Origin of the sequence: Streptomyces sp. DH12, from assembly GCF_020873895.1 — a bacterium.
In the GTDB taxonomy this organism is placed as follows: Bacteria; Actinomycetota; Actinomycetes; order Streptomycetales; family Streptomycetaceae; genus Streptomyces.
Genome location: NZ_JAHWGT010000065.1, coordinates 1 through 12,228 on the forward strand (window position 1 = coordinate 1; position 12,228 = coordinate 12,228).

The following is a 12,228-nucleotide window of genomic DNA, read 5'->3' on the forward strand; positions in this document are numbered from 1 at the left end:
CCACCCACCCCCTCCCCCCGCTCCTCCCGCCTCGCCTCGTCGTCCGCCCCGGCGGCGGCCCTGACAGCGCCTGCCACGGCGCGGCCGAGGGGCTCGGCCAGGGCGAGTGCGCCGCGCTCCTTGTGGGCGAGCAGGGCCGCGCGTACGGCGTCGGCGTACGGCGCGGCTGCCCACACGTCGGGGAGCCCGGCGGGTTCCGGTTCGGGTCGTACTCGTGTGGCCGGCTGCCCGTGGAGCGACGTGGTGCAGGTGTCGCAGAGGGTGGTGCGCGGTCGGCCGCAGCCTGCGCAGGCCACGGGGAGTACGAGCCCGGTGATCTCCTGCCACCATCCCCGCATGGGTCCACTGTGTCGCGGCGTGGGCGGGTCTGCCACCCCTGTGGACAACCGCGGGCCGGGGGTGCGGGCGCGGCGGGCGGAGGGCACGTGTGGAGGGGGTGGGAAAAGGCCCCGGGGGCTGGTCAGCCGGGGTATACGGGTGAGCTGCCCTTGTCGGCGACGGGTTGCCAGTTGACGCCGGAGTGGAGGCGGACGATGCCGTCGTCGGCCGCGGCGACGAGGGGTGCGCGTTCGTCGTTGGCGGCGGCGACGGCCTTGACCTGGTTGAGGCCGGGGATCGTCGAGGCGGAGGCGGAGCCGTCGGTCTGGAGGTAGCGGACCTGTTGGACGCCGCCGGCTTGTTTGCCGAGGACGACGAGGCGGCTGGGGCCGGCCCAGGAGACGGACGTCACCGACTCCATGTGGGGCGCCACGGCTTGGAGGTCGACGACGGAGGCCTTCTGTCGATCGCCGCTGCCCTGGCGTTCGACGCGGCCGATCTGGAGGGTGGTCCTGCCGTTCTCGGTGAGGCGCAGGGCGATGCGTACGCCGTCCTCGGAGAGGCGGATCTCCTCGATGCGTACGCGGTCGGTGAGCCAGGGGGTGGTGACGGTGGTGGCTTTGCCGGTGCCTCCGGGGATGAGGAGGAGGCGGGGTGCCTGGGGGTTGCGGTCGGCGACCCACACGTCGCCGCGTCCGTCCCAGCTCGGGGCGGAGAGGCGGTCGGTGGGCCGGGCGCCGCGGCTGGTGACGAGGGGTTCGGGGAGTTCGGCGTCGTTCTCGATGGAGGCGACGCGCAGGCTGCGGCCGTTCTCGGAGACGGCGGCGGCGTGCTGCTCGTCGCGGGCGACGGCGACGGTTTCGACCTTGACGGCTCCGGTGCCGAAGGGCCCGTGGACGGGGCGGGGTTCGACGGTGTCCTTGGTGGCGGTGTGGAGTCGGGTGAGGGTGCCGTTGGCGTCGACGTAGTAGGGGGTCTCGCGCAGGCCGGGGGTGGGGTCGGCCATGAAGTCGGCCTTCCGATCCTCCCCGAGCACGCACAGGGAGCGGCCGTCGGCGCGTAGGAGTTCGACCTGCTGGACGCGGGTGGAGGCGAGGTCGCCGACGGTGAAGAGGATCTGGGCGGCCATCTTGTGGCACTGCTCGCGGTCGACCGTGTCGGCCTTGGCGTTGAGCGGCACCTTGAGGGTGTCCCGGTCGTCGGTGGTGAGGGAGGTGGTGTCCTTCCTCAGTTCCGTTCCGGCGGGGAAGCGGGAGTCGACGGCGGGCTTGAGCCAGTTCGTCGGTCCTTCGAGGAGGGCCTGCACGGTCTGGGTCAGGGAGTCCATCCGGGTGACGGGGTCCTGGCGCTTGCGGATGTGGACGGGGTCGGCGACGACCCAGTTCCGACCGGCGGCGAAGTAGTACTTGTTGACGGAGCGGTAGTTGCGTTGGAAGTCGGATTCGCTGAGGAGGAGCCCTTGGGGGAGGGCGTCGATCCGCCATTCCTTGTGCTTGCCGTCGGTGGAGCGCTGCTGGACGAGTTCGATGGTCTCGTCGTACGTGTCCGCGCCGAGGGGCTGGTAGGCGTGCCGGTCGTCGACGGTGGCCACCTTCTGTCCGGACAGGCGGTAGACGAGGGTCTGGGTGTCGGCGGGTGCGCCGTGGTCCTGCCGGGCGGGGCTGCCTTGGCGGGGTACGGGGGCGGAGCTGAGGACGGTGGTGCGTTCCTCGGGCTTCCAGGTGCGGGCGGCCTGCTTGGTGAGGTACTTGCGGGCGGTCGCGAAGTTGGGGTCGTCGCCGGTCATGGCTTCGAGGAAGCCTTCGACGATTTCGGCGGGGTCGGCGCTCTCGCGGGGTGGGACGGGGTAGACGCGTACCTGGGAGTCGCCCTGTCTGGTGGCTTTGACGCTGCTGACGTCACCGCTGTCGGGCATGGAGGCGCAGCCGGCGAGGAGCGCGGCGCAGGCGAGGGCGGCGGTGGCGCGGGCGGCTGTGGCGCGGGCGGTACCGGGTGCGGTGCCGGGTGCCGTGCGTCCGTGGGGGTGACGGCCGAGGGGGCTGCGGCGGTCAGCGGCCACGGGTGGTGTCCTTCCGCTTCATGTGGTCGTGGTCGTGGTCGTGGTCGGGCTGCGTGCCGGCACCGGTGCCGGCCGTCTGCTCGGCGCGGTCGCTGCGGCCGGGACGCTGGGTGTGGTCTGACCGGTCGGTGTGGTCGGACAGGTCGGATCGGTCGGGGCGCTCCGTGTGGCCGGTGTGGTCGGTGTGGCCGCGGGGGACGACGCGGTTCCCGTTGCCGGGGAGGGCGGTGGGGTCGGCGGTGGCGGCACGGCTCTGGCGCGGGGGCACGGCCGAGCGGGGCGCCACGGGCAGGGTGCGGGCGGTGCCGCTGCCGGCCTGGGTCTGTCCCGGTACGCCGGCCGGCCGGGCCGGGGGCTGTGCCTGGTCGGCCGCGGCGCGTTGCCGGTTGCGGCGGGAGTCCTCGGGTTCCAGCGGTATGGGTGACCCGCGGAGGGGTTCGTCGGCGGTACGGGGCAGGGTGAGGCGGAACTGGGAGCCGCCACCGGGTTCGCCCCAGGCCTGGAGCCAGCCGCCGTGCAGGCGGGCGTCCTCGAGGGCGATGGACAGGCCGAGGCCGGTGCCGCCGGTGGTGCGGGCGCGCGCGGGGTCGGCGCGCCAGAAGCGGTTGAAGACGCGGGTGGCCTCGCCGGGTTTGAGGCCGACGCCGTAGTCGCGGACGGCGACGGCGACGGCGCCGCCGGCGGCGGCGAGGCGCACCACGACATCGCGGCCTTCGCCGTGTTCGACGGCGTTGACGACGAGGTTGCGCAGGACGCGTTCGACGCGGCGGGCGTCGGCTTCGGCGATGACGGGCTGTTCGTCGCCGATGACGCGGATGTGACCGCCCTTGTGCCGGGCGAGGGGTTCGGCGCCGCCGATGACGCGGTGGACGACGTCGCGGAGGTCTATGGGTTCGGCCTCCAGCGCGGCCGCCCCGGCGTCGAAGCGGCTGATCTCCAGGAGGTCGGCGAGGAGGGATTCGAACCGGTCGAGCTGGTCGCCGAGGAGTTCGGCGGAGCGCGCGGTGACGGGGTCGAAGTCGTCGCGGGCCTCGTAGATGACGTCGGCGGCCATGCGGACGGTGGTGAGGGGGGTGCGCAGTTCGTGGGAGACGTCGGAGACGAAGCGGCGCTGCATCCGGGAGAGGTCCTCCAGCTGCTGGATCTTGTGCTGGAGGTTCTGGGCCATCTTGTTGAACGCTTCGCCGAGGCGGGCGATGTCGTCTTCGCCGGTGACCTTCATGCGCTCCTGGAGGCGTCCGGCGGAGAGGCGTTCGGCGACGCCGGCGGCCATGCGGACGGGGGTGACGACCTGGCGGACGACGAGCCAGGCGATGGCGCCGAGGAGGACGACGACGAAGAGCCCGGCGGTGGCGATGGTCGTCTTGACGAGGGTGAGGGAGGCTTCTTCCTGGGTGAACGGGAAGAGGTAGTACAGCTCGTAGGTGTTGCCCTCGACGTCGTTGAGGCGTTTGCCGATGACGAGTCCGGCTTCGGAGTGCTGGCCGTCGGCGTACTGGATGCGGGTGTACGTCTGGAAGGTGCCGGTGCCCTGGGCGACGTCGCGGCGCAGGTCGAGGGGGATGCTCTCGACTTTGACGCCGCCGGAGGCGCGGGCGCCGCGGCTGGGCGCGGTGCCGGTGGTGTCGGAGCTGAGGGCGACGACGTCGAAGGCGCCGGCGCCGCCGCTGGCGAGTTGGACGACGAGGTCGGAGCGCCAGTTGAGCAGGGAGCGCGAGGTGCCGGCGCCGTCTGTGCCGGCGGGTCCGGAGCCGGTGGTGGCGGCGGCTTCGTCCTGAGCGGCGGCGAACCCTCCGGCGGCCTGGCTCTGGGCGGCGCGTTCCTTGGTGTCGAGGAGGCCGTTGCGTACCTGGCCGATGACGACGAAGCCGAGGAGGAGGACGACGCCGAGGGACATCAGGAGGGTGGCGACGACGACGCGCAGCTGGATGTTGCGGCGCCACAGCCGCAGGGCGGGGAGGAGGGGGCGGCGGATCCAGCGGGCCAGGAGGCGGAGCACCGGGCCTCCCGGTGCTCCGTCCTGGAGCAGTCGTGCGCCGTCGAGGAGGCGGCCCCGGCGGGCGGGGCCGTTCTCCGGTCCGGCAGCCCGCTCCGGACGGACTCCCGGCTTCCCGGGCTTCGGAGCAGCGCTGCCTCGGGTCATGTCAGTTCGGTCCCGCCTTGTAGCCGACGCCTCGGACGGTCACGACGATCTCGGGTCGCTCGGGGTCCTTCTCGACCTTGGAGCGGAGCCGCTGGACGTGGACGTTGACGAGGCGGGTGTCGGCGGCGTGCCGGTAGCCCCAGACCTGTTCGAGGAGGACTTCGCGGGTGAAGACCTGCCAGGGCTTGCGGGCGAGGGCGACGAGGAGGTCGAACTCGAGGGGGGTGAGGGCGATGGACTGGCCGTCGCGCTTCACGGAGTGGCCGGCGACGTCGATGACGAGGTCGCCGATGGTGAGCTGTTCGGGTGCGGGCTCCTCCGACCTGCGGAGCCGGGCCCGGATGCGGGCGACGAGCTCCTTGGGTTTGAACGGTTTGACGATGTAGTCGTCGGCGCCGGACTCGAGGCCCACGACGACGTCCACGGTGTCGCTCTTGGCGGTGAGCATGACGATCGGCACGCCGGACTCGGCGCGGATCAGCCTGCACACCTCGATGCCGTCCCGTCCGGGCAGCATGAGGTCGAGGAGGACCAGGTCGGGCTTGGCCTCCCGGAAAGCGGCGAGTGCCTTGTCGCCGTCCGCTACGAACGACGGCTCGAACCCTTCACCACGGAGCACGATGCCGAGCATTTCGGCGAGTGCGGTGTCGTCGTCGACGACAAGGACGCGTCCCTTCATATTCGACATCATCCCATTAGCTAATCGTTACCTGGCGTGACCTGGCACACAGCTCTTCGATTCCTCCTCGGGTCACCGGTGAGACCACTCCGGCCTCGGTGACGAGTGCGGTGACCAACTCGGGCGGCGTGATGTCAAACGCGGGGTTGTAGGCCTGCGTTCCGAGCGGGGCGAGGGGTGCGCCTCCCGCAGTGCCCGTACCGGCGGCGGCACCCGGGGTAGGGGTTGTGAACTGCGTCACCTCGCTTCCGGGGCGGTGTTCGATCTCCGTGGCCGCTCCGTCAGGGGTGTGGGGGTCGATCGTGGTCGCGGGGGCGACGACGATGAAGGGTACGTGGTGGTACTTGGCGAGGACGGCGAGCGGGTAGGTGCCGATCTTGTTGGCGACGGAGCCGTCGGCGGCGACGCGGTCGGCGCCGACGAGGACGGCGTCGACCTCTCCGGCGGCGAAGAGGCTGCCGGCGGCGTTGTCGGTGAGGAGGGTGTAGGGGAGGCCGTTGCGGGCGGCTTCGTACGCGGTGAGGCGGGCGCCCTGCATGAGGGGCCGGGTCTCGTCGACCCACAGTCGGCGGAGCCGGCCGGCGCGGTGGGCGGCGAGGGCGACGGCGAACGCGGTTCCCTCGCCGCCGGAGACCAGGGCGCCGGTGTTGCAGTGGGTGAGGACGCGGTGGCTGCCTCCGGGCAGCAGTTCGTCGAGGAGGGCGAGGCCCGCGGTGGCCATGGTGGCGCTGGCCTCGGCGTCTTCGGTGTGCAGTCGCCGGGCTTCGACGAGGGCGGCGGTGGCGGCTTCCTCGGGTGTGGCGCCCTTGTCGGTGGCGGCGCGGTGGGCGTCGAGGGCGCGCCGGACTCCGTGGGCGAGGTTGACGGCGGTGGGTCGGGCTTCCGCGAGCTGCGCGGCTGCCGCGTCCACGTCGAAGCCGCGGGCGGCGGCGAGGGCCACGCCGTAGGCGCCGGTGATGCCGAGGAGGGGTGCCCCGCGGACGGCGAGCGTCTGGATGGCCCGCACGAGCGCCGGTACGTCGGTGCAGACGGTCTCGACCTCCTCGGCGGGCAGTCGAGTCTGGTCGAGGAGCACCACGACGGGGCCTTCCGGTGGCTCCGCCCAGCGCAGCACGGGCAGCGGGGGCGGTGTGGGCGGCTGTTCGCCGAGGTCCGTTCCTGCGTACTGATCAGCCATTCGCCCAGTCTGCCCGCTGAGTCGGCGACAATGAAGGTCTCGACTGGGGCATTGAAGTCGCCGGGGCTCTGGCCCCGGGGCAGGCGGCCCGTGGCACGATGGCTGCCGACCTGCCGCCGGGTGCGGTGGCCAGGCTCCGTGACCGAGACGGCTCGATCAGCGGGCCCCGCGACCAAGCCACGAGGTGGACGACCGTGAACGACTCTCCGGGCTGGGCTTCGCCCGGATCCCCCTCCCCGTCCGACGGCCGGGACGGCGGCGTGCCGCGTCCCGCCGGTGAGCCGGATCCCGCTCCGGGCTGGTCCGGGAACCAGCCGCCGCCGGGCCAGTGGTCGCCGCCGGCCGCGCCGGGTCCGGGCGGGTTCGGCCCCGGTGGGCCGCTTCCTGGCGGGCCGGTCCCGCCGCAAGGTCCCCCGCCGGGCTGGGGCGGCGCGCCGTACGGCGGCTGGGGCCGGCCGGCGGCGCCGAAGCCCGGGGTGATCCCGCTGCGTCCGCTGGGCGTCGGGGAGATCCTCGACGGGTCGGTGTCCACCTTGCGCGCGCACTGGCGGACCGTGCTGGGCATCACCCTCACGGTCTCCGCGGTCGTGCAGCTGGCGCAGATCCTCCTGCAGCGTTTCGTGCTGCCGCAGCAGCCGCAGATCAATCCGGACGCGAGCCCGTCGGAGCAGCTGGAGCAGGTCGGCGAGTCGCTGCGGGTGAGCATGGTCTCCGCCGCGCCGGCCACGCTGCTGGGGCTGACGGCGACGTTCGTGACGACGGCGCTGCTGACGTTCGTGGTGAGCCGGTCGGTGCTGGGGCGCCCCGTGTCGTTCTCCGACGTGTGGCGCGACGCCCGGCCGCGGTTGCTGCCGCTGCTGGGCCTGACACTGCTGGTGCCGCTGCTCGTCGTCGCGATCGTGGCGGTCGGCATCGTCCCGGGTCTGCTGGTCGGGTCCGGTGTGGGCGCGCTGCTGGTGTTCCTGGGCGGCTCGGGCGCCCTGGCGGTGACCCTGTGGCTGACCGTGCGCTTCAGCCTCTCCTACTCGGTGCTGATGCTGGAGCGCCAGGGCGTGATCGCGTCGCTGCGGCGTTCCGCGAAGCTGGTGCGGGGCGCCTGGTGGCGGATCTTCGGGATCCTGCTGCTGACGGCGCTGCTGACGTTCGTGGTGACGATGATCGTCGCCGTGCCGTTCGCGATCCTCGCGTACGCGGTGGACGGCGACGGGGTCAGCTCCCTGTTCTCCGGGGGCGGTGAGCCGATCGGCTGGACGTTCCTGACGATCACGGGTATCGGTTCGGTCATCGCATCGGCGATCATGTACCCGATCTCGGCGGGTGTGGCGGTCCTCCTCTACGTGGACCAGCGCATCCGACGTGAGGCGCTGGACCTCGAACTGGCCCGTGCGGCGGGCGTGCCCGGTTACGGCACCGCCGCGCCGGGCGACGCGACCCCTGGGAGCTGATGCGGTGCCGATCACGGGGGGTGCGGCGGCGTGGCGGGCGGCCGGCACGGGTGACGGGCCGCCGCTGGACGTGCCGCGGCTGCCCGCCCGTGAGGCCGCGGAGCGCGAGCTGTCCCGACCGGTGTACGGCCAGGAGGAGCCGAACGTCCTGCTGCGCGCCATGGACGCGTTCTTCGACTGGCTCGGCGGTCTCTTCGACGCCGCCGCGGGCGCCGCTCCGGGCGGCTGGCTGGGCGTCGTGGTGATCGTCGTCCTCGTGGTGGGCCTGGTGGCCGCGCTGTGGTGGCGGCTGGGCAGGCCGTACCGCGCGGCGCCGGTGGCGGACTCGCTGTTCGAGGAGGGGCCCCGCACCGCGGCGGCCCATCGTGCCGCCGCTGACCGGCATGCCGCGGCGGGCCGCTGGAACCAGGCCGTCCAGGAACGGATGCGGGCCGTGGTGCGCTCCTTGGAGGAGCGCACGCTTCTCGATCCCCGACCGGGCCGCACGGCCGACGAGGCCGCCGCGGAGGCGGGGCGGGTCCTGCCCGGCCACGCCGACGCGCTGCGCGCCGCGGCCCGCGACTTCGACGACGTCACGTACGGCGGGCGCACCGCCGACCAGCGCGCGTACCAGCGCGTCAAGGAGCTCGACGCCGCGCTTGAGCGGGCGAAGCCCCGGTGGGGCGCGGCGGTCGGGGGAGGCACCGAGTGACGTCCGCCGGTACGACGTCCCTGTCCCGGGACCCGCGGCACGTGTGGGTGCGGGCACGGGGAGTCCTGTTCGCCGTGGCGCTGCTCGTCGTGGCCGGTGTCGCGCTGGCCCTGGTGCAGACGGGCGGGCACCACGGCCGGCTGGATCCGCGTTCCGCGGACCCGAACGGCAGCATGGCGGTCGCCGAGCTGCTGCGGGAGCGCGGTGTGTCCGTCCGGGTCGCCACGACCCTGCCGGAGGTCACCGCCGCGGCGGGCCCGGACACGACCGTCCTGGTCACGGCCCCGAACCTGCTGAGCGGCCGGCAGCGGACCGTGCTGCGCACTCTCGCCGACACGTCCGGCGGCCGTACCGTCCTGCTGGCCCCGGACGCGCCGGCGCTGTCCACGCTGGCCCCGGGGGTGTCCACGGATCTGCCCGACACGGTCCGCGTCCTCGAACCGGGCTGTGCCGTGCCGGAGGCCCGTCGCGCGGGTGCGGTGCACCTCGGCGGCGAGCGGTACGTGACGGTCGGCTCCGCCTCCGCGGAGTCCTGCTACTTCCGTGACGGCCTGCCCACCCTGGTGCGGGTGCGGAACTCCGCCGGCGGCGACACCGTCCTGCTGGGCGCCGCGGATCTGCTGTTCAACCAGCGTCTCGCGCACGAGGGGAACGCTTCGCTCGCCCTGCAACTCCTCGGTTCCCGGACCCATCTCGTCTGGTACCTCCCTTCGCTGTCGGACCCGTCCTCCGCCGAGGGCGGCGGGCCGGGTGAGGCGGGCCGCGGCGAGGAGGAAGGCGACTTCCTCAGCCTGGTCCCGCCGGGCTGGCTGTGGGGCACGCTGCAGCTCGCCGTGGCCGCGGCCCTCGCCGCGGTCTGGCGTGCGCGCCGTCTCGGGCCGCTCGTCACGGAGCGGCTGCCGGTGGCCGTCCGCGCGTCGGAGGCGACGGAGGGCCGCGCCCGCCTGTACTTCCGCGCCGACGCTCGGGACCGTGCCGCCGTCGTGCTGCGCTCGGCGGCCCGAGTGCGACTCGCTCCTCTCGTGGGCGTTCCGACGAGGGAGGCCCACTCCCCCGACGCCCTGCTCCCGGCCCTGTCGGCCCGTCTCTCCCCTGGTGGGGCGGATCCGCGGGACCTGCTGTTCGGCCCGGCTCCCGTCAGTGACGCCGCGCTCGTCCTCCTCACCGACCAACTCGACGCCCTCGAAAGAGAGGTACGCACCTCATGAGTGCCCCGACCCCCGAGACCGCTGAGAACTCGGACCGCGCCCGCGCCTCCCTGGAGGCCCTGCGCACCGAGATCGCCAAGGCCGTGGTCGGGCAGGATCCCGCTGTCACCGGGCTCGTCGTCGCTCTGCTGTGCCGGGGGCACGTCCTCCTTGAGGGCGTGCCCGGCGTCGCCAAGACGCTCCTGGTGCGCGCCTTGGCGGCGTCGTTGGAACTGGACACGAAGCGTGTGCAGTTCACCCCGGACCTGATGCCGAGCGATGTGACGGGTTCACTCGTCTACGACACCCGTACCTCGGAGTTCTCCTTCCAGCAGGGGCCGGTGTTCACGAACCTGCTGCTCGCCGATGAGATCAACCGCACGCCGCCGAAGACGCAGTCCTCGCTCCTGGAGGCGATGGAGGAGCGGCAGGTCACGGTGGACGGCACCCCGCGTCCGCTCCCGGAGCCGTTCCTGGTCGCCGCGACGCAGAACCCGGTCGAGTACGAGGGCACCTATCCGCTGCCGGAAGCGCAGCTGGACCGCTTCCTGCTGAAGCTGACGGTGCCGCTGCCTTCCCGCGACGACGAGATCAACGTGTTGACCCGGCACGCGGAGGGCTTCAACCCGAGGGATCTGCACGCCGCCGGGGTACGCCCGGTCGCGGGCCTCGCGGATCTGGAGGCCGCCCGCCGTGCGGTCGCCGGGACGTCGGTGTCCCCGGAGATCGCCGGCTATGTCGTCGATATCTGTCGTGCCACGCGTGAATCCCCCTCGCTCGCCCTCGGCGTCTCTCCCCGAGGCGCCACCGCCCTGCTCTCCACCGCCCGCGCCTGGGCCTGGCTCACGGGCCGCGACTACGTCACCCCCGACGACGTGAAGGCCCTCGCCCTGCCCACGCTCCGCCACCGGGTCCAGCTCCGACCGGAGGCGGAGATGGAAGGCGTGACGGCCGACTCGGTCATCAACGCGATCCTCGCCCACGTACCCGCGCCCTCACTGAGGCAGTGACCCATGGCCCTGACCGGACGTACCGCTCTCCTGGCGGCGATCGGCTCGCTGCCTGTCGGGATCCTGGCCCCCAGCTGGACGGGGATGCTGGCAGTCAACGCCCCCCTCTCCCTCGCAATTCTGTGCGACTACGCGTTGGCCGCGCCAGTGCGAACGCTCCAGTTCACCCGAAGTGGTGACACGAGTGTTCGACTCGGTGAGGCCGCAGCGGTCGAGTTGACCGTGGGCAACCCTTCGCGGCGCCGATTGAGGGCACATGTCCGTGACGCGTGGCCGCCGAGCAGTTGGACGGCCGGATCGGACGGGACGGTGTCCCGGCACGAGGTCACCGTCCCCGCGGGGGAACGCAGGCGGTTGACGACGCGTCTGCGTCCTTCGCGCCGCGGGGACCGGCAGGCGGATCGGGTGACCGTGCGTTCCTTCGGCCCGTTGGGCCTGGCCGCCCGCCAGGGCAGCCACCGGGTGCCGTGGACGGTCCGGGTCCTGCCGCCTTTCACGAGCCGCAAGCACCTGCCGTCGAGGTTGGCGCGCCTGCGGGAGCTGGACGGCCGGACGAGCGTGCTGACGCGCGGAGAGGGCACCGAGTTCGACAGCCTCCGCGAGTACGTACCGGGTGATGACACGCGCTCGATCGATTGGCGTGCGACGGCCCGGCAGGCGAGCGTCGCGGTCCGCACGTGGCGCCCGGAACGCGATCGGCACATCCTGCTGGTCCTGGACACGGGCCGGACGTCGGCGGGCCGTGTCGGTGACGTTCCGCGGCTGGACGCCGCGATGGACGCGGCGCTGCTGCTGACGGCGCTGGCGTCACGCGCCGGCGACCGGGTGGACCTGCTGGCGTACGACCGCCGTGTGCGGGCCCGGGTGCAGGGCCGTGCCGCGGGCGATGTCCTGCCGGCCATGGTGGCCGCGATGGCGACCTTGGAACCGGAACTGGTCGAGACGGACGCCCGCGCCTTGGGTGCCGCGGCCCTCGCGGGAGCGCCGCGCCGGTCGCTGGTCGTGCTGTTGACGAGTCTGGAGGCCGCTCCTGTGGAGGAGGGTCTCCTGCCGGTGCTGCCGCAGCTCACCCAGCGCCACACGGTCGTCGTCGCGTCCGTGTCGGATCCTCGGGTGCAGGAGATGACGCGATCGCGTGGCTCGGCCCGGGCGGTGTACGAGGCGGCTGCGGGCGCGCAGGCGCAGGCCCAGAGGCGCATGACGGCGGAGCAGCTGCAACGCCACGGCGTCACCGTCGTGGACGCCACCCCGGAGAACCTGGCTCCTGCTCTCGCCGACGCCTATCTGGATCTGAAGGCCGCCGGCCGCCTCTGACGCGAGACGCCTGAGCCCCCTCCCGGGATGTTCTCAGGCGCCCGCCGGGCGGGCCGGCGGACACCACCCTCCGATGGGAAAAGGGGCCCGGAAATGCGGAAAGCCCCGCACCATACGGTGCGGGGCTTCCCCATTCAAAAATTGTTCGGCGGTGTCCTACTCTCCCACAGGGTCCCCCCTGCAGTACCATCGGCGCTGAAAGGCT

At 73.1% G+C, this 12,228-nt stretch carries 9 protein-coding genes and 1 pseudogene; 5 read left to right on the forward strand and 5 right to left on the reverse strand.

Features of this window, described 5'->3' with window-relative positions:
• From LPA54_RS32260 to mtnA, 5 genes and pseudogenes are all read right to left on the reverse strand, one after another.
• Window positions 1-338: pseudogene (locus LPA54_RS32260) on the reverse strand (ComF family protein); the annotation flags it as partial.
• Window positions 339-460: 122 nt separating this feature from the next.
• Entirely contained in the window at window positions 461-2,233 is a 1,773-nt protein-coding gene (locus LPA54_RS32265) for an LpqB family beta-propeller domain-containing protein (RefSeq protein WP_228984342.1), read from the reverse strand.
• 133 nt (window positions 2,234-2,366) lie between these two features.
• Window positions 2,367-4,520, reverse strand: coding sequence for an MtrAB system histidine kinase MtrB (gene mtrB / locus LPA54_RS32270; protein WP_228984335.1), 2,154 nt, complete (start codon window positions 4,518-4,520; stop codon window positions 2,367-2,369).
• A 1-nt stretch (window position 4,521) separates the two neighbouring features.
• A complete protein-coding gene (gene mtrA, locus LPA54_RS32275) occupies window positions 4,522-5,211 on the reverse strand; it encodes a two-component system response regulator MtrA (protein WP_306806568.1) in 690 nt (229 codons plus the stop codon).
• A gap of 4 nt (window positions 5,212-5,215) precedes the next feature.
• Window positions 5,216-6,376, reverse strand: a complete 1,161-nt coding sequence (mtnA, locus tag LPA54_RS32280; RefSeq protein ID WP_228984336.1) for an S-methyl-5-thioribose-1-phosphate isomerase — start codon at window positions 6,374-6,376, stop codon at window positions 5,216-5,218.
• 194 nt (window positions 6,377-6,570) lie between these two features.
• Between mtnA and LPA54_RS32285 the strand changes: the two genes are divergently transcribed.
• Genes LPA54_RS32285 through LPA54_RS32305 form a run of 5 tightly spaced genes read left to right on the forward strand, consistent with a single transcriptional unit; the run spans window position 6,571 to window position 12,023 of the window.
• On the forward strand, window positions 6,571-7,821 hold the full coding sequence (locus tag LPA54_RS32285) for a hypothetical protein (protein ID WP_228984337.1): 1,251 nt from the start codon (window positions 6,571-6,573) through the stop codon (window positions 7,819-7,821).
• Between the two features lie 4 nt (window positions 7,822-7,825).
• Window positions 7,826-8,512, forward strand: a complete 687-nt coding sequence (locus tag LPA54_RS32290; protein WP_228984338.1) for a DUF4129 domain-containing protein — start codon at window positions 7,826-7,828, stop codon at window positions 8,510-8,512.
• Entirely contained in the window at window positions 8,509-9,720 is a 1,212-nt protein-coding gene (locus LPA54_RS32295; RefSeq protein WP_228984339.1) for a DUF4350 domain-containing protein, read from the forward strand. The genes LPA54_RS32290 and LPA54_RS32295 overlap by 4 nt, the downstream gene beginning before the upstream one ends.
• Entirely contained in the window at window positions 9,717-10,709 is a 993-nt protein-coding gene (locus tag LPA54_RS32300; RefSeq protein ID WP_228984340.1) for a MoxR family ATPase, read from the forward strand. The genes LPA54_RS32295 and LPA54_RS32300 overlap by 4 nt, the downstream gene beginning before the upstream one ends.
• 3 nt (window positions 10,710-10,712) lie before the next feature.
• Entirely contained in the window at window positions 10,713-12,023 is a 1,311-nt protein-coding gene (locus LPA54_RS32305; RefSeq protein WP_228984341.1) for a DUF58 domain-containing protein, read from the forward strand.
• Window positions 12,024-12,228 lie beyond the last annotated feature (205 nt).

Excerpts from the sequence above, each read along its gene's own strand:
- LPA54_RS32305 (WP_228984341.1), top strand. The coding sequence starts at position 10,713 with ATGGCCCTGACCGGACGTACCGCTCTCCTGGCGGCGATCGGCTCGCTG.
- mtnA (WP_228984336.1), bottom strand. The coding sequence starts at position 6,376 with ATGGCTGATCAGTACGCAGGAACGGACCTCGGCGAACAGCCGCCCACA.
- mtrA (WP_306806568.1), bottom strand. The coding sequence starts at position 5,211 with ATGATGTCGAATATGAAGGGACGCGTCCTTGTCGTCGACGACGACACC.
- LPA54_RS32300 (WP_228984340.1), top strand. The coding sequence starts at position 9,717 with ATGAGTGCCCCGACCCCCGAGACCGCTGAGAACTCGGACCGCGCCCGC.
- LPA54_RS32265 (WP_228984342.1), bottom strand. The coding sequence starts at position 2,233 with ATGCCCGACAGCGGTGACGTCAGCAGCGTCAAAGCCACCAGACAGGGC.
- mtrB (WP_228984335.1), bottom strand. The coding sequence starts at position 4,520 with ATGACCCGAGGCAGCGCTGCTCCGAAGCCCGGGAAGCCGGGAGTCCGT.